Below are 13,655 nucleotides of genomic sequence, written 5' to 3'. Positions count from 1 at the left end.
GTTACTGCTGGGGAGGGTTGAGGCAGTCTTCGCCCTGTTGTGTTATCTCCCAAAGCGCAGGGCTGCGCTGTACGCGATTGAGAAGACCTAGCTGGGTTAGAAGGTCGAGCCAATGACGGCCAATATCTACACCCCCTGATTCGAAGTCCTCGGCGCACTCTTGGAAGCGTTGCAGCTTGCGGATCACCTTTTGTGCGAAAGGGTGCACCGCCGCAACCGGCGCGGGCTGCTTCTTCAGCTTCATCAGCGCATCAGTGACGTTGCCAAAGCCCAGGTCGCGGGCCAGTTGCCACACTTCGTCGTACAGCTCGGTCTTGTACTTGTCGCTGGTTGTGCTGTCCGCAACCGGCGCGGGCAACTGGCGATCCTCCGGCACTGGTGGGTATCCAGGGAATGCAACCGGCGCGGGCTGCTCGGCTGGGCGGGTGTAGAGAGGAGTAACCTCAACCTCTCCAGGCTTCCATGGATCTCCAATTTCACTTCCGTATTGCAGCCACTTCGCACCTTCGGCCTTGCAGAGATACGCCACCGGCTCGCCCTGGTTCTGCTCAGCTGCCAGAAGCTCGTTCAGTTTGTTATCGATACAGGTCAGGCAAACATAACCACCCATGTCGTCAACACGGAGCGGGGTGTGCTTACGCAGGCCACATCCAGCACAATTGGTGGCTTGCTTGGAGCTGTAGGTGAATCGCTCGCCCAGGGGCTGAGCATTGCCATGCAGCACGGTTACCGTTTCGCCCAGCTCCATCCATGAAGGCAGATTGCCCGGCAGTTTAAGCTCAACCTGCCCCATTCCTGGCGTGTAGGCGCATACCTCGGCTGCTACGGCATTGCCCTGGCGCTGCTCGGCAGGCTTGGCGAGAAGGGCGCGCAGCTCTTTGCGTGCACGCTCCTGGGTTATGCGCAGGCCATCCAGAAGATCAACAGCGAGGTCACGCGGCACGCTGATCATTTCGTTACTCATAGCTCGCGCCCTCGGTGGATTTGTCCAGGGCGGCGCGGGCTTGCCAGGACGCCCACATAGATCGAGTTGAAGCCCAGTAATATGCTTGCGTGGAATCCACCCAGCGGAAATCTCCATCTACGAGAGGATCAATCCCAGTTCGAGCCCACGCCTCAAACTCCGCCCGCTCGTCGCGCTCAACCGGCGCGCTTGGCACCGCGCTGGCGCATAGGGCGGCTTCGATTCTTTGGCGTACATCGCTGGCAATGACAAAGTGAACGTCTCCGATCACCTCCGTCAGCAGCGCATCCCGCTCGGCCAGCTGCGCTTGCAGCCTCTGCGCCTCCTCGAACCAGTCCCGGCGCGAACCCTCGCGGTCCTTGAGCTGGAACTGCAGATCGTCGGTGCGTTGATCTCTTTCGTTCAGATCTGACTGAAGGGCAGCTACTCGCTGCTCCAGGTGTTGAGTTTCTGTGGGCATGGGGAGTCCTTGCGCTAAGCGACTTTCGCGGTTGATGGATGCCAGTCAGCCCAGCCGACCATAGGTGCCTTGGTCTTGGGATTTATCACTGGCTTACCCTCAGCATCTGTCAGCACGGCCTTTGCCCTGATCCGCAGATCTCGGCATGGTCCTGCTTTCCGTGCCAGGTCAATGAACTGCTGCGCGTACTGAGGCGCATCGAACAGCTGGCTGAGCTGCTTTACCTTCTCGCCGTCGAATATGGCTGCAGCCTGCTTTTCCACGGCCTCGTTCCACTCAGCGAGTGTCAGTTCCAGGGGGGGGGGCGCCAGGCTTCCCGCTTGGCTTGGTGGTCTTGGTGATCTTCCTGGCCTCAGCCAGCGCTACACCGGCTGTCATGCCGAAGACTGCAAATGTGCTCATGGTCAGTCCTCATCCAGTCTTTCCAAGCTGCAGAACATCCTGGCCGCCCGAAGCAAGGCCGGCGTTCAGCTCCACACGCTGGCCCGCCAGCAACCCCTCGATCTGCGCGTTTAGATCGAGCTCCACTTCGCGTACTTTCCGTGCTTTGCCGATCTCCTTGCTCGCCAGGTACCGATCAACCAGGGCCTTGCTCTGAGCCTCGACTGCTACCAGGTCCCGCCCATTGGAATGCTGAGGCAGGGCCAGATCCTCCTCGCCGCGAGGAACCAATTCGTGAATCTTGCCGTGCACGGCGGAAACCCACGCGAGCGCAAAGTGATCACCTGCGGTTTCAGGCGAATAGGCGCTGCGCTGCTTGCCAGCCCGCACCCTGGCCACATACTCGCGTCGGGCCTGGGTAAGCTTGGCCAGAAGCGTTTCGTAGGCATACATCGCGATTTCCGGGCCTGGATTTACACCCACGAACAGTGCTCGGTCCACGATGCGACCGGTAGCGCTACACCAGTTCCGGCGAGAGAAAGGTCGAACGCCGAAGGCCTGGCCAATGATCGAGCTGAGATGTCTGTCCCAAGTTGGCCTCCGCTTGGCCCTGGACATCTCCGATTCGACTTCCCCTACATCACTGAGGCGCACATCCATTTCGGTCAGGCGGTACTCGCGCATCAGCGACTGTGCTTGGCGCATGGCCGTGGCCGCCTCGTTCTCGTTCGAGCTCTGGGAGAGCGCCAGGCAGCGCTTAATCTTGCGGATGACCCGTTCGAGCTTGCTTTCGTCTTGCTGTTGTTCGGTCATGTTGTCATTCCTACAGGCAGCCGATGGCCGTGGCCTGGCTGGAGTGATCGATGGGGAGGGGTGGGCGCTTACGGGTAGCGCCGGAGGGTCAGTCTTCGCTGCCGTAGTAGAAGTCGTAGACGTCGACTTCCTGGTACTGGACTTTCACGCCGCCGGTGTAGAGGTTCAGCAGAAGGGCTTCGAGGCCATATTTACAGCCTAGGAAGAGGGTCTTCGAAGGGTCGTAATCATTGATCTTGAGGCTGTAGCACTTGCCTTCTTTATCGAAGTCCATCTGAATGGCGCACGAGTATTTCGATGTGCGCTCTTCGGCATCGACGTACAGGTGCCAGTACCCAGCGCAGACACCCTCTGTGGTTTCGATGATGATCGTGGGGCGATCTTCTCCTCGACTTTCGTCGGTTTCACCGAGGCCTTTCGTGATGGTGTTCAGCAGTTCGGTCAAGGTCATGCTTTGCGGGAGCGGCTTCATCATTTCAGCTAAGCGCTCTTGGATGGCCTGCTTTACCGCCTGGTTTTGCATGTCGCTGAGCATGCCCGAGACTGTCTTCACTACCAAGTCACCGAAGCGGCCAACATCCTTGATATCGGTCGGCATTGCGCCCGCCAACTTCTCCTCGAGCAGCTCCTTGAACTTCGAACGGTAGTTGAACTGGGATTCGATGGCGCGCTTCACCATGTCCTCCACGTTGCTCTGGATGATCGGCTGCAGCTTTTCTGGACTCAGCGCGGCGGCTACTGAATCGGCTACGATCCGTTCGATATTGATGTCGAGTTGCATTGTGGTTCTCCTGGGCATGTGCCGCCCTCCGTGCTGGTGGCGGCATGGTGGCAATTTGGGGTTGGATGGGGTATTACGAGTGACCGGCATGGGGCCGGATCAAGGAGCATGTATGGCTACAAATCGCGAGGTTGCTCTGGAGCAAGCGCTGGTTGCGGTTATCGGTGCCGCGAAGTTCGACGGCCTGGACGAGAAGAATCTCGTTGACCGCGCCACGGCATTGCTACTTGGCGGTAATGCTCTTCGTGTTGTCGATCACCCGCATGTAAGTGATGCCATCCGGGAGATTAGCGAAGCGCATGCAGAGGCTCTTGCCAGGCTGAAGCTTAGGGCCTGAGAGCCTCGTCGCCTGGATCGCGCTTCAGCTCGGCCTGACTGGCGTCCTCGAGCTGGCGCGCAAGCCTTGGTGATATGCGAAAAGCTGGCGCGTCAGGCTTAAGCAGTCGACGCGCTCGCTCATCTGGATCTTGCGCAATCCAAGACATCGCCAGGCCCTGCCATAGCTCCTGGATCTGGCTGTATCCGTGTGAGGCCATCTCTGCCGCAAGCTGCTTGCGAATTCCTGCTGGCATATCGAAATGCATCTTTTCGATGCCCAGGCGATCCGCCTCGGCTTTCTTGCGGTCGCGGTAGTCGGCTGAATGCTTCGCCGCGCCAGTCTTCTCCGCCTTCACGGCCTTCCCCTGATCTCTATGTTGTTCTCGGTAGCGATCATCAGGACGCGCTGCGCGCGCATCGACAATGCCGTGCCGATCTCTGTCGGGTTGAGCCCCTTGTCTGCCTGCTCGCGAACTGCCGGAGCAAGCCTTGCGCGTTCTGCCCGAAGCCTGCCCTGATGCCCTGTAGCGCCAAAGCCGAACCTTTCCCCTGTCGCACCCTGGGCGACTTCCTGAACCGTCCCGCCAGAGCCAAAGAACTGATCCAGCTTGCGATTCAGGTCGTCGATGATTGCATCGCGCGGACTCTGTTGAGGCTGCCCGATCATTTCCCCCAGCCCTCTATCAAGACCTTCACGCCATCCACCCGAGCCTCAAGTACCTGCGCCAGGTTGATCGCAGCCTTGTAGCTGAAGCGGAAGCCTTTCACGCGCCCCGTTGCAATCTCGATGACGTGATACGCATCGACACCTTTGTTCACGACCTGAAACCGTACAGAGCGCTCAGGCGCGGGCTTATTGATCATGCTGTAGAACTCGGCAGTGGCCACTGCAGCTCGAACGCGCATAGCGCTCATGCATTCAACGCGGGATTGCATAGATGGGTGCATGGGTAGTTCCTCGATGGGAATCAGGTAGGGGTTAAACGTGGTACTCGATGGATTCAGCTTTACGCACGATCCGAACTGATGCCGTTCGGCGCTCCGGGGCTCGGCGGTCGCGGCGCATTGGATCGTCGCCGCCGATCACTGCGTGTATTGCGATCAGGCCGGCAAGAGCGATGCACAGCGGGCTGATGATTTGCCGCCGCATTGCCTCGGCGACCAATGCCGCCCTGCGAGGCACGTCGAGCTTGAACATGGCTGCAGCGATGCGTTTCTCTACGCCGCCTTCACTGATGCCGAAGCGGCGAGCAATCTGCTTTGAGGTCATGCCCTGGGCGACATCTAGGACGCACTCCAGCTCACGCGGTGCGAGCCCGCATCCAAGCCGGCCCATCCAGGGGCCGCTAGTGATCGTTTCCATGATCTATCTCGGTTGGGCGCCTTCCAGGGCTTTGCGCAGCTCAAGGACAAGCGCGGTTGGAATTGTGAGGCTGCGACTGTCTTCGTCGATGGCGTCGAGCGATGCAATTAACTTGCACGAGGCTTCATGAACAGCCTCAAGGCGCGGCTTGGGGATTGAACGGCCTTTCATGGTTCCGGCGGTGACGCGCTTCTTGCCGCTGGCCTTGGCTTTCTCAAGTTCGGCGCCGAGCACCTGGCCGGCACTGTCGCCGTGATCTCGTACGACCTGAGCCGCCGTGGTAGCTGATACGTGCCCAGCGGCAACCAGGTTCTGTACATCGGTGTTCGCATTGCCGACCGTGAGCACTTGCTCTACGTGCTGCCTGGTCTTGCCGACTTTCTTCGCGATCTGCTCAGGCGACCACCCGAAAGCCCGAAGGCGCTTGTAGCCCTCGGCGAGCTCAAGAGGGGAGAGCTTCTCGTTCTCCTGACTTGAGATGATCCGTGCAACTCGATCGGCATCGCTGCCTTCGAACATCCGAACATCAACCCAGTATTCGAGAACCTTCGGATCGTCCTTGCTGGGAAGTCGTGGGAGGCGACCGCTCTGGTCAAGCTTGAGCAGCGCACGACGGCGCCGATGACCATCAACAACCCACACACCGCCATCAGCGCGGGGCCTGATCTCAAGCGGTGGGATGACGCCGCCATCTGCGATGAACTCGGCCAAGGCTGAAATGCTGGCCTCCAGCGCCTCGCCCTCGGTGCGAAGGTTGAATCCGGGCTCTTCGTGAAGATCTTCAAGCCGCACCTTGATTGCATCAGCGCGGCGAACCTCGCCGGCCGCGATCATCTGCCTGATTGATTTGGTCATGGTGAATTCTCCGGTTGTCATCCCAAGCAGCCCTCGCGAGAAGGCTGCTCAGTGATGCTTTCCAGTCGGGGCCCGCTACTGGCGTCGGCCTCCGGCTATCTTCTGGTTGTTGATTCCGACCACGACCCCTGTCCGCCGGAAAACTGTTTCTGGTGCTTTACGCTGCACACCCGGGTCAGTTGCCAACCCTCTGAACCATTGAGGCCGGTTCATCGCTGCCTGTTGGGCTTAGTAAACGCCATGTTTATAAACGCGTCAATGATATTTGTTTATTTTTGTTTATTTTTCTGAGAGGCCGCTGAATCGCGGGCACAAAAAAGCCCGCACTTGGCGGGCTCGTGGGCGATTAGCTGGCTCTACCAGAGAACAGAAGACCAGAAGACCTTTCCTTTGATATGAATGTTCTGCTCGACCATATCTTGGGCGGTGTACTCCTCATCCGGATGTTCGTCACGGTTAAAGCTGCGCATGCGGATTCCGCCGCCCGGCAGGCGATAGAGGGTCTTAACTCGCAGCTGTCCGTCGTGATCAATTGCGTACATCTTTCCATCCGTGATCGTGGTGCAGCCCTGATCTACGCCGACAGTGCTTTTGTCTGGAAGAACTGGCTCCATGCTATTGCCGCTAACGGTCACGCAGACTGCATCCTCGGGCTGCACTCCCTGGCGGCGAAGGGTGAGTCTGCCGAAGCGCAGCTTATGCTTGTGAGACTGCTCAACGACGGTTCGACCGCTTCCTGCAGACAGTTCTACTTCCTTGAGGAATGGCACGTACACCTCGTCTTCATCCAGCGGCGTGTCGTCATCCCAAGCATCAATAGGCCCTATCAGGGCTGCGTTCTCCCGAATACCAGGGATGCTTTGGTCTCTTCTTTTTGCGCTGAATAGCTGCGGGCTTGTGTAAAGCAGGTCCATCTCCCCCTGCCCATCAATTAGCCACTCAGGTCGAACCGAGAGGGTAACGCAGACCTGGTGCACGTTTTTCCCTGGCACACCTCTAGAAAGCCAGTTGTTCAGGGCTTGCGGGGATATGGCAAGGGCATCGGCCATCACTTTCGGAGTGACGCCTCGCTTCGTCATGAGCAGGCGAAGCCTGTCACCTGAGTTCTCTGTAGTCATAAACATGAAGTTTACGCGGGTTGCCTTGTTTATTAAATAAACGTATTGTTGAGTTGTGTTTATTCGCCTAAGGCGGAATGTTTATGAAAGTCACCCCTCTTGAGCGAGCCATCCGATCTGCTGGAACAGGCAGGGCCCTGGCAAATCTGCTGGGCGTTACGCCTATGGCTGTTTCCTATTGGAAGTCGAGAGGGGTGCCAGCGCACCAGGTCATACCAATAGAAAAAGCAACAGGCGTTTCGCGTTGCGACCTTAGGCCAGACCTTTACCCGGCAGAGGGTTAGCTCGGCTAGTGGAGGGGATTATGCGCTGCCTGACATCGAGCTGGCAGTGAGTTCGCCCAGCTGTTCAAGCATCCAGTGCCAAATAGCAGGCATAAAAAAACCGCCTGGCAGGGCGGTCTTCTGAAACAACAAACGAGGTCGATTATGCATTTCTCAATCGATGCACGCAACACCCAACCAACTCCGCCAGATCTCAGTAAAAACCAACAACTTGCGCGTCAGTTCGAGGTGCTCGCATGAGCACTATCGTTATGACGGCTTGCTGGCCACTTCAGGGCATGAGCCCGGCACAGAAGTCCGTTCTGATCGCTCTTGCTGACAACTCGAATGATGACGGGGTTTGCTGGCCGTCAGTTGCCACAATCGGGACTCGCACATGCTTGTCTGAGCGCGCCGTCCGCAATGCTCTGCGCTGGCTTGAGGATGCGCAGCTGCTCAAGAGTCACCAGCGCTTCGGGCGCTCGACTTGGTACACGCTGACCCCGGCAGCATATGCCCCCGGCACGATATGCCCCCCGGCACCTGGTGCCCCATCGCCCCGGCAGGAAATGCCCCCCACCCCGGCACCTGGTGCCCCCAGAACCGTAAAGGAACCATCAATTGAACCGTCACATGATGGAGATCGCGTTCCGCGCTCACCGTCTTGCCCGGTTCAGGGCATCGTTGATTTGTTCAATCGTCTGCTCAGTCCTGCCTTGCCAGCGGTCATCCTGATTTCGGAGGCTCGCAAGAAACAACTCCGCGCCCGATGGAGTCAGAGCGAGGTTCACCAGAGTCTTGACTTCTGGACCGATTACTTCGAATCAGTCGCCAAGTCGGATTTCTTGATGGGCCGGCTTTCCGGCAAGCCTGGCAGTACTCCATTTCGCGCCACGTTCGATTGGCTGATCGCCCCAAGCAACTTCGTCAAGGTTGTGGAGGGCAACTATGATGCGTGAGCCCTACAGCCTCGAAGCGGAGCACGGATTGCTGGGCGCAATGCTGCAGCGTCCGGAACTGATCGACACCCTGTCCGACGACCTGAGCCCCGAGTCGTTCTACTTCGCCGAAAACGCCGAGGTGTTCCGAGGCATCCTGGCCCTGCGCTCTGCCGGCAAGGCAGTGGACATGCTGACCGTGGCAGACCACATCGGAATGCTCGACAACGGCGACCGAGCGCTGGGTCACTGCGCCGCCCTGGTAAACAACACTCCAAGCGTTGCCAGCGCTGGAACGTACGCCGGGATTGTGCGCGAGCGTGCAGTTGAGCGTGCCTTATACGACCTGAGTGATCGCACGCTGGAGATTGTGCAGGGCAGTGGTGACATTCAGGACAAGATCGCTTCCGTACAGGCAGCGGCGATGGCTATCGACTCTGGCACCGATGGCGAAGAGGTTGTGAAGGCTGGCGACCTCATGGCTGAACAGCTTGAGGTCTGGCAAGAGCGCCATGATCGCTTGATGCGCGGCGAAACCCTAATCGGGCTTTCGACCGGCCTGGCTGATCTCGATGAGAAGACAGGCGGCTTGCAGCCAGAGCAACTGATCATCGTGGCAGGTCGCCCGGCGATGGGCAAAACAACTCTGGCCATGGGCTTCTTGCTTGATGCGGTTGTTCGCCAAAAGAAATCCGGTCTGGTGATCAGCCTGGAGATGAGCAAGGGCGCCCTGATGGATCGGGCCATAGCCGCTACGGGCAAGATCCCGCTCAACCTGATCAAGGATGGCTCGGCCTGCGAATCTCACGGCGCTGAGCTCTGCGCAGCCGCCGGGAAGATCCAGCACGCAAACCTGTTCATCGCTGATCGGTCCGCCGCCTCGGTTGGCCGCATCCGCTCGATGGCTCGCCGGCACAAGATGCGTTATGGCCTCGATATTCTGATGATCGATTACCTGCAGCTCATGGATGGCGAAGGCGGCAATCGCACGGAACAAGTCAGCAGCATCAGCCGCGGCTGCAAGTTGCTTGCTCGCGAGCTTGGCATTCCTGTCGTGCTGCTCAGCCAGCTCTCTCGTGAGTGTGAGAAGCGCCCCAACAAGCGCCCAGTGAACTCCGACCTGCGCGAATCCGGCGCCATTGAGCAGGACGCCGACGTGATCCTCTTTGTGTACCGGGATGAGGTCTACCACGAGAACAGCGAGTTCAAGGGCGTGGCGGAAATCATCATCGGCAAGGGCCGCGATATTGAAACCGGAACCGTACGCACCGCTTTCTTGGGCCAGTACAACCGATTCGAAAACTTGACCGCCAGTTGGCAGCCACCCCCAAAGCCGACGACATCGCCAGAGCGGTCGCTCGCCTCTCGCTACTCCCGCAAGGAGCTCCCCGCATGACAGACCCGATGCACCTGCAGCCACAGCTGCCCGAATACCGCTACGCGCTCTACTGCAGATCCGATCTGTTCGGATTGTGCGAGAGCCCTCAACAACCGATAGCGCTCTATCGCGATGAAGAGCTCGCCGTCGCCCACGGCAAGCGCATGTGGCCTACCGCCTATCGCGTTGTCGACCTTCATGGAGAAGAAAGTCCATGCGCCAAACCAAGCTGACCAAGGCCGCCCGAGGCCGGGAATGCCAGGTGCGAATTCCAGACGTCTGCAACGGAGACCCTGAAACCACTGTGCTCGCGCATTACCGCCTGGCCGGAACCTGCGGCATCGGCAAGAAGCCGCACGACATGCAGGGTGCCTGGTGCTGCAGCGCCTGCCATGACGCCTGTGATGGCCGTAGCCGCGATATCGACCGCGCCACTGCCCGCCAGCACCACGCCGAGGGCGTCATGCGCACTCAGGCCGCATTGCTTAACGAAGGAGTCCTGATCACATGACAAACACCGCCGCTGTAAAGATCAGCGATGCCGAGATCCGCCGCCAGGCCGAGGGGCGGGCTCGCGACTTGCGCGCCCTGGGCAACCAGGGTCTGTACTTCAGATTCCACAAGTCCCGCGAGCGCGGTTCCTGGTATCTGGTCACCAAGGGCAAATGGCACCTGATCGGTACCTATCCAGAGCTGAGTGCTGCCAAGGTGGCGGCTGCGCTACCGGATATCCGCCTGCGCCTGGAAGCGGGGGAGAGCTCCAGCCTATCGAGCTGGGTGCTGACCGGTGAGCTGCTGGCCTGGTTCGCTGAGCGCATGGCCCGTGACCGCAATCTGTCGGCCAAGCGCAAGAGCACTGCAGCCTCTGCAATCAAGTTGCACCTGATTCCGCGCTTGGGCGGTACGGCCCTGGCTGAAATCGATAAGGCGCTTCTCGACCGTGAGCTGATGTGGCCACTGCAAGAGTCACTGTCTATCGACTACGTGCGGCTGGTGTTCCAACTGCTGGCCCTGTCATTCCGCCAGGCCTTCAAGCTTGGGCTGATTAGCTCCAACCCCATGGCCGGTATCCGCTTTGGGGACTTCTCCAAGGCCAGAGTCACAGTCAAGCCGTCTCGTTTGCGCAGCGTGCACCTGGAGGAGCTCCTGGCGCATCTGCTGCGCACGCTCGCCAACAACCCCCAGCGGGGCGTGCTGGCCCTGATGATGCTGTGCCACGGCACTCGACTGGGCGAAACCCGGCAGGCCCGCTGGAGCCATGTCAGCCTGGCTGAGCGCGAGTGGTTCATTCCAGCCGAGAACACCAAGACCGGCGTCGAGCACCGCCTGCCACTGACTGATCAAGTGCGCTTCCTGCTGATGGCGTATCGCGAGATTCAGCGTAACGAGGGTTATGAAGGGCAGTTCCTGTTTCCGGGTAGGCAGGGTAAGCCCATGAGCGAGGTGAAGGCGTGGGAGGTGTTCGCTGCCATCAGCCAGGGCGAGTGGACCAGTCACGACCTGCGCAAGCTGGCCCGCACCGGTTGGGCTGACCTGGGCGTCGATCACCTAGTGGGTGAGCTGCTAATCAATCACGCAATGGGCCACAACGTGAAGGTGTACATCCAGTCCGACATCATGGCCCGCAAGCGCGACGCCTTGGAGAAGTGGCATGCGTACCTTGATCAGAAGGGTTTGGCGGCGATTCACGGCTTGACCGGCGATAGATCCGTTGATTCAGGGATTCTCCTGCGAGCCGCAGAGCGCGCGGGCTGTGGCGACATTTCGGAATCAACCATAAGCGAGGATTCGAAATGATGATTTTGCTTGAAAGGCACACCGGCCTCGCCGTGAATCCCGCCGATGTCAGTTCGGTAGTGATTCGTAGTTCGAACGGCTGGCAGGTGCTCGACGTGAAGATGTCGACGGGTGAACGGCACCAGGTGCGGCACACCGCCCACTGTTTCGACGGTGACGACATCTATGCCGTGCACAAGCAGCTGCTGGAGGCTAAATGAAGAAGGCGCACGGCCCAGCATTCCGTGCCGCCCTGCTGGACCTGGCCAAGTGCCCGGCATGCCGTGGTCGAGCGGTGATCCAGGGCGTCTTCCATGAGCTGGCCTGCGTGCAGTGCAACGCCTCGGGCTGGGTCACTGCTGATACCGGTGAGGTACTGCCGCTGGAGGTGCTGGTGACGCAGTTGAGCATCCGGCTCCAGGCCGCCGAGCATCAAATCGCACAGTTCAACAGCTCCAGCCCAGCAGGGGTTGAAGCGCAATACAACGAGAACAACCGCCGCGGCGCCGGCGGCACCAACTACACAGGGGATTAAGTCATGATGATTCGCAAGCCGTTGCACCGTCCTCTGGGCGATACAGAACACATGCTGGAGCAATGGGGCTGGTGGCGCATGGATGGAATGGGCATCCCCAGTTACGCCTCACCAATGCTGGCAGTGATGCGAGACGCAATGCCTGTAGCTTCCAAGTCCTACACCATCACCGACGAACTGGCAGGCGCTGTAGACGCAGCCCTGGCCCGGCTCTGCAAGCGGGATCAGCAGATGGGCGACATGATCTGGCTCTATTACGGGGCCAAGTGGCCAGCAATTCGGGTTGGCCGTCATTACCAGGTGAGCGAGATGAAAGCGCGTGAGCTGATCAAGGCCGGCGTGGCCTGGATTGACTGCGTTCTTGAGTCCATTCGAGAGGCAGCTTAAAAAAGGGTTGTCCATATGGAATAGCTCTGTTTTTATAGCACGGTGTTCAGCTGTTACAGCGCGACACCACACATGAAGCCCGGCCATTGCGCTGGGCTTTTTCGTTTATGCAGATGACGCGCCCAGGCAGCTGGGCTAAGTCGGTAGTGGCGTGGATCAAAGCCGTGCGCTCCCTGATCGACTACGCGATGAGAGTCTGGGGTACGTGACCCAGCGAGCCAGACCACTAAGCCGGGTATGCACCGGTCCTCTGCACCCATTTGAGCCTCGGCAATTGCCGGGGCTTTTTCATTCGCGCTCCCAGAAAGGGAGGAATCGAGATGCCGAACATGCCTGAAAAGGATCCTGGTCTGTGGGCCGCAATGATTGCCTGGCTGGTCATGCATCAGCCGCAGCTCTACGCCGCTGGCCTATCGGTCGGTATCGCTGTCCTGCGGGTGATGTACGGCGGCGGCACACGGCGCCAGATGTACCTGGAGGGCGCGCTTTGCGGCTTGGTCACTCTGTCGTTGGTGCCGCTCCTTGAGTGGATGGGCTTGCCTCAGAGCATGGCCACGTTCGCTGGCGGCGCTGTTGGCTTCCTCGGCGTCGAGAAGGTGCGCGGCTACTACGATCGCGCAGCAGCCAAGCGGGTTGAGAGCTGATGGCTTGCAGTGGATGCGCCGCCCGGCGCGAATGGATCAACAAGTGGATGAGGGTTGGATATGAGCGAGCCAAGGAATTCCTCGGAGGTAGCCCTGTGCCGGCTGACCCCAGAGCAGATGGTGATCATCCTGGGGAAGGAGCAGCAACTCCTGGAGATCTTCAAGCAACAACTGGCAGAGCAGGCCAAGACCAACGAACTACTGGCTCTGCTGATTCAGGCGCTGGCAGAAGACCAAGGACTTGATCCTGACCTGCCTGCAGCGTCGTACCTGAACGGTGCCCCGTGCCTCTGAGGCCGCAGCGCCCATGCAGAGCTCAAGGCTGCCGCTCTCTGCATCGAAACGCCAATGGCTTCTGTGATGGGCACGCCGAACTGGCCGCTGAGCTTTCCAGGGCCTGGGCCACTCGCAAGGGGTCAGGTCGAGGCGGACGCCCATGGCGCCGTCTACGCGACCAGATCCTCAAGCGTGACCAGTACCTTTGCCGATGTGATCAGTGCGCGTTGCTCGGAAGGATTCGAGAGGCTGACGAGGTTGACCACATCGTGCCCCTGGCCCATGGCGGAACTGATGATGACAGCAACCTTCGGGCGATCAATCACGATTGCCACAAGAAGAAGACGCAACGAGAGTCGAGATTGATCAAAAAATGATCAAGATCGACTCAATCGAGAATGGTTC

The 13,655-nt window shown here is 59.4% G+C and carries 24 protein-coding genes; 13 read left to right on the top strand and 11 right to left on the bottom strand.

What is annotated here, in order from left to right; genetic code table 11:
* Window position 1: 1 nt before the first annotated feature.
* The 5 genes from ABCR88_RS21015 to ABCR88_RS20995 all read right to left on the bottom strand — a co-directional run bounded on the left by ABCR88_RS21015 (window position 2) and on the right by ABCR88_RS20995 (window position 3,399).
* Window positions 2-964, bottom strand: a complete 963-nt coding sequence (locus ABCR88_RS21015; protein WP_350403426.1) for a hypothetical protein — start codon at window positions 962-964, stop codon at window positions 2-4.
* Window positions 957-1,424 (bottom strand): hypothetical protein, encoded by a 468-nt coding sequence (locus ABCR88_RS21010; RefSeq protein ID WP_350403424.1) that lies wholly within the window; start codon window positions 1,422-1,424, stop codon window positions 957-959. The genes ABCR88_RS21015 and ABCR88_RS21010 overlap by 8 nt, the downstream gene beginning before the upstream one ends.
* Window positions 1,425-1,438: 14 nt before the next feature.
* Window positions 1,439-1,687 (bottom strand): hypothetical protein, encoded by a 249-nt coding sequence (locus ABCR88_RS21005; RefSeq protein WP_232644188.1) that lies wholly within the window; start codon window positions 1,685-1,687, stop codon window positions 1,439-1,441.
* A gap of 148 nt (window positions 1,688-1,835) precedes the next feature.
* Window positions 1,836-2,618, bottom strand: coding sequence for a DUF2786 domain-containing protein (locus tag ABCR88_RS21000; RefSeq protein ID WP_350403421.1), 783 nt, complete (start codon window positions 2,616-2,618; stop codon window positions 1,836-1,838).
* An 88-nt stretch (window positions 2,619-2,706) separates the two neighbouring features.
* Window positions 2,707-3,399 (bottom strand): hypothetical protein, encoded by a 693-nt coding sequence (locus tag ABCR88_RS20995; RefSeq protein WP_350403419.1) that lies wholly within the window; start codon window positions 3,397-3,399, stop codon window positions 2,707-2,709.
* Window positions 3,400-3,511: 112 nt separating this feature from the next.
* On the opposite strand from ABCR88_RS20995, the gene ABCR88_RS20990 reads away from it, so the two are divergent.
* The gene (locus tag ABCR88_RS20990; protein ID WP_232644191.1) at window positions 3,512-3,736 is read left to right on the top strand and encodes a hypothetical protein; all 225 of its coding nucleotides are present in this window, start codon (window positions 3,512-3,514) and stop codon (window positions 3,734-3,736) included.
* Here ABCR88_RS20990 and ABCR88_RS20985 read toward each other — a convergent pair.
* From ABCR88_RS20985 to ABCR88_RS20960, 6 genes are all read right to left on the bottom strand, one after another.
* Window positions 3,726-4,073, bottom strand: a complete 348-nt coding sequence (locus ABCR88_RS20985) for a hypothetical protein (protein ID WP_350403417.1) — start codon at window positions 4,071-4,073, stop codon at window positions 3,726-3,728. The two genes, ABCR88_RS20990 and ABCR88_RS20985, sit on opposite strands and share 11 nt — an antisense overlap.
* Window positions 4,070-4,384 (bottom strand): hypothetical protein, encoded by a 315-nt coding sequence (locus ABCR88_RS20980; RefSeq protein WP_232644193.1) that lies wholly within the window; start codon window positions 4,382-4,384, stop codon window positions 4,070-4,072. The genes ABCR88_RS20985 and ABCR88_RS20980 overlap by 4 nt, the downstream gene beginning before the upstream one ends.
* Entirely contained in the window at window positions 4,381-4,665 is a 285-nt protein-coding gene (locus tag ABCR88_RS20975) for a hypothetical protein (protein WP_350403415.1), read from the bottom strand. Before ABCR88_RS20975 ends, ABCR88_RS20980 begins: the two co-directional genes overlap by 4 nt.
* A 31-nt stretch (window positions 4,666-4,696) precedes the next feature.
* On the bottom strand, window positions 4,697-5,080 hold the full coding sequence (locus ABCR88_RS20970; protein WP_350403412.1) for a helix-turn-helix transcriptional regulator: 384 nt from the start codon (window positions 5,078-5,080) through the stop codon (window positions 4,697-4,699).
* Window positions 5,081-5,083: 3 nt separating this feature from the next.
* Entirely contained in the window at window positions 5,084-5,935 is an 852-nt protein-coding gene (locus tag ABCR88_RS20965; RefSeq protein ID WP_350403409.1) for a ParB N-terminal domain-containing protein, read from the bottom strand.
* 356 nt (window positions 5,936-6,291) lie between these two features.
* Complete coding sequence (locus ABCR88_RS20960) at window positions 6,292-7,059, bottom strand: helix-turn-helix transcriptional regulator (protein WP_350403408.1); 768 nt, start codon at window positions 7,057-7,059, stop codon at window positions 6,292-6,294.
* 71 nt (window positions 7,060-7,130) lie between these two features.
* Here ABCR88_RS20960 and ABCR88_RS20955 point away from each other — a divergent pair, with 71 nt between their 5' ends.
* The 12 genes from ABCR88_RS20955 (at window position 7,131) to ABCR88_RS20900 (ending at window position 13,627) form a co-directional block, all read left to right on the top strand.
* Window positions 7,131-7,337 carry a Cro/CI family transcriptional regulator gene (locus ABCR88_RS20955; protein WP_350403406.1) on the top strand — a complete coding sequence of 69 codons (207 nt, stop codon included), beginning with the start codon at window positions 7,131-7,133 and terminating at the stop codon, window positions 7,335-7,337.
* 236 nt (window positions 7,338-7,573) lie between these two features.
* Complete coding sequence (locus ABCR88_RS20950) at window positions 7,574-8,275, top strand: helix-turn-helix domain-containing protein (RefSeq protein WP_350403404.1); 702 nt, start codon at window positions 7,574-7,576, stop codon at window positions 8,273-8,275.
* The gene (dnaB, locus tag ABCR88_RS20945) at window positions 8,268-9,650 is read left to right on the top strand and encodes a replicative DNA helicase (RefSeq protein ID WP_350404911.1); all 1,383 of its coding nucleotides are present in this window, start codon (window positions 8,268-8,270) and stop codon (window positions 9,648-9,650) included. The genes ABCR88_RS20950 and dnaB overlap by 8 nt, the downstream gene beginning before the upstream one ends.
* Window positions 9,647-9,865: a hypothetical protein gene (locus ABCR88_RS20940; protein ID WP_232644205.1), complete on the top strand. Its 219-nt coding sequence runs from the start codon at window positions 9,647-9,649 to the stop codon at window positions 9,863-9,865. Before dnaB ends, ABCR88_RS20940 begins: the two co-directional genes overlap by 4 nt.
* Window positions 9,847-10,143, top strand: coding sequence for a DUF1364 domain-containing protein (locus ABCR88_RS20935; RefSeq protein WP_350403400.1), 297 nt, complete (start codon window positions 9,847-9,849; stop codon window positions 10,141-10,143). The genes ABCR88_RS20940 and ABCR88_RS20935 overlap by 19 nt, the downstream gene beginning before the upstream one ends.
* The gene (locus ABCR88_RS20930) at window positions 10,140-11,429 is read left to right on the top strand and encodes a site-specific integrase (protein WP_350403398.1); all 1,290 of its coding nucleotides are present in this window, start codon (window positions 10,140-10,142) and stop codon (window positions 11,427-11,429) included. Before ABCR88_RS20935 ends, ABCR88_RS20930 begins: the two co-directional genes overlap by 4 nt.
* On the top strand, window positions 11,426-11,629 hold the full coding sequence (locus ABCR88_RS20925) for a hypothetical protein (RefSeq protein ID WP_212805519.1): 204 nt from the start codon (window positions 11,426-11,428) through the stop codon (window positions 11,627-11,629). Before ABCR88_RS20930 ends, ABCR88_RS20925 begins: the two co-directional genes overlap by 4 nt.
* Window positions 11,626-11,943 (top strand): hypothetical protein, encoded by a 318-nt coding sequence (locus ABCR88_RS20920; protein ID WP_350403396.1) that lies wholly within the window; start codon window positions 11,626-11,628, stop codon window positions 11,941-11,943. Before ABCR88_RS20925 ends, ABCR88_RS20920 begins: the two co-directional genes overlap by 4 nt.
* A 3-nt stretch (window positions 11,944-11,946) precedes the next feature.
* Window positions 11,947-12,330, top strand: coding sequence for an antiterminator Q family protein (locus ABCR88_RS20915; protein ID WP_212805517.1), 384 nt, complete (start codon window positions 11,947-11,949; stop codon window positions 12,328-12,330).
* A 320-nt stretch (window positions 12,331-12,650) separates the two neighbouring features.
* The gene (locus ABCR88_RS20910; RefSeq protein ID WP_315869071.1) at window positions 12,651-12,974 is read left to right on the top strand and encodes a phage holin, lambda family; all 324 of its coding nucleotides are present in this window, start codon (window positions 12,651-12,653) and stop codon (window positions 12,972-12,974) included.
* A 60-nt stretch (window positions 12,975-13,034) separates the two neighbouring features.
* Window positions 13,035-13,268 carry a hypothetical protein gene (locus ABCR88_RS20905; protein ID WP_315869070.1) on the top strand — a complete coding sequence of 78 codons (234 nt, stop codon included), beginning with the start codon at window positions 13,035-13,037 and terminating at the stop codon, window positions 13,266-13,268.
* Window positions 13,259-13,627: an HNH endonuclease gene (locus ABCR88_RS20900; protein WP_350403391.1), complete on the top strand. Its 369-nt coding sequence runs from the start codon at window positions 13,259-13,261 to the stop codon at window positions 13,625-13,627. Before ABCR88_RS20905 ends, ABCR88_RS20900 begins: the two co-directional genes overlap by 10 nt.
* The last annotated feature ends 28 nt before the right edge of the window (window positions 13,628-13,655 follow it).

The sequence above is a fragment of the Pseudomonas sp. W17 genome, assembly GCF_040268305.1.
GTDB lineage: Bacteria > Pseudomonadota > Gammaproteobacteria > Pseudomonadales > Pseudomonadaceae > Aquipseudomonas > Aquipseudomonas protegens.
Note: the sequence above shows the minus strand (reverse complement) of the source record. Positions and strands in the feature narration are given on the sequence as shown.

Coding starts and splice junctions, on each gene's coding strand:
- ABCR88_RS21015 (WP_350403426.1), bottom strand. CDS start 964: ATGAGTAACGAAATGATCAGCGTGCCGCGTGACCTCGCTGTTGATCTT.
- ABCR88_RS21010 (WP_350403424.1), bottom strand. CDS start 1,424: ATGCCCACAGAAACTCAACACCTGGAGCAGCGAGTAGCTGCCCTTCAG.
- ABCR88_RS21000 (WP_350403421.1), bottom strand. CDS start 2,618: ATGACCGAACAACAGCAAGACGAAAGCAAGCTCGAACGGGTCATCCGC.
- ABCR88_RS20995 (WP_350403419.1), bottom strand. CDS start 3,399: ATGCAACTCGACATCAATATCGAACGGATCGTAGCCGATTCAGTAGCC.
- ABCR88_RS20990 (WP_232644191.1), top strand. CDS start 3,512: ATGGCTACAAATCGCGAGGTTGCTCTGGAGCAAGCGCTGGTTGCGGTT.
- ABCR88_RS20980 (WP_232644193.1), bottom strand. CDS start 4,384: ATGATCGGGCAGCCTCAACAGAGTCCGCGCGATGCAATCATCGACGAC.
- ABCR88_RS20975 (WP_350403415.1), bottom strand. CDS start 4,665: ATGCACCCATCTATGCAATCCCGCGTTGAATGCATGAGCGCTATGCGC.
- ABCR88_RS20970 (WP_350403412.1), bottom strand. CDS start 5,080: ATGGAAACGATCACTAGCGGCCCCTGGATGGGCCGGCTTGGATGCGGG.
- ABCR88_RS20965 (WP_350403409.1), bottom strand. CDS start 5,935: ATGACCAAATCAATCAGGCAGATGATCGCGGCCGGCGAGGTTCGCCGC.
- ABCR88_RS20960 (WP_350403408.1), bottom strand. CDS start 7,059: ATGTTTATGACTACAGAGAACTCAGGTGACAGGCTTCGCCTGCTCATG.
- ABCR88_RS20955 (WP_350403406.1), top strand. CDS start 7,131: ATGTTTATGAAAGTCACCCCTCTTGAGCGAGCCATCCGATCTGCTGGA.
- ABCR88_RS20950 (WP_350403404.1), top strand. CDS start 7,574: ATGAGCACTATCGTTATGACGGCTTGCTGGCCACTTCAGGGCATGAGC.
- dnaB (WP_350404911.1), top strand. CDS start 8,268: ATGCGTGAGCCCTACAGCCTCGAAGCGGAGCACGGATTGCTGGGCGCA.
- ABCR88_RS20940 (WP_232644205.1), top strand. CDS start 9,647: ATGACAGACCCGATGCACCTGCAGCCACAGCTGCCCGAATACCGCTAC.
- ABCR88_RS20935 (WP_350403400.1), top strand. CDS start 9,847: ATGCGCCAAACCAAGCTGACCAAGGCCGCCCGAGGCCGGGAATGCCAG.
- ABCR88_RS20930 (WP_350403398.1), top strand. CDS start 10,140: ATGACAAACACCGCCGCTGTAAAGATCAGCGATGCCGAGATCCGCCGC.
- ABCR88_RS20925 (WP_212805519.1), top strand. CDS start 11,426: ATGATGATTTTGCTTGAAAGGCACACCGGCCTCGCCGTGAATCCCGCC.
- ABCR88_RS20920 (WP_350403396.1), top strand. CDS start 11,626: ATGAAGAAGGCGCACGGCCCAGCATTCCGTGCCGCCCTGCTGGACCTG.
- ABCR88_RS20915 (WP_212805517.1), top strand. CDS start 11,947: ATGATGATTCGCAAGCCGTTGCACCGTCCTCTGGGCGATACAGAACAC.
- ABCR88_RS20910 (WP_315869071.1), top strand. CDS start 12,651: ATGCCGAACATGCCTGAAAAGGATCCTGGTCTGTGGGCCGCAATGATT.
- ABCR88_RS20905 (WP_315869070.1), top strand. CDS start 13,035: ATGAGCGAGCCAAGGAATTCCTCGGAGGTAGCCCTGTGCCGGCTGACC.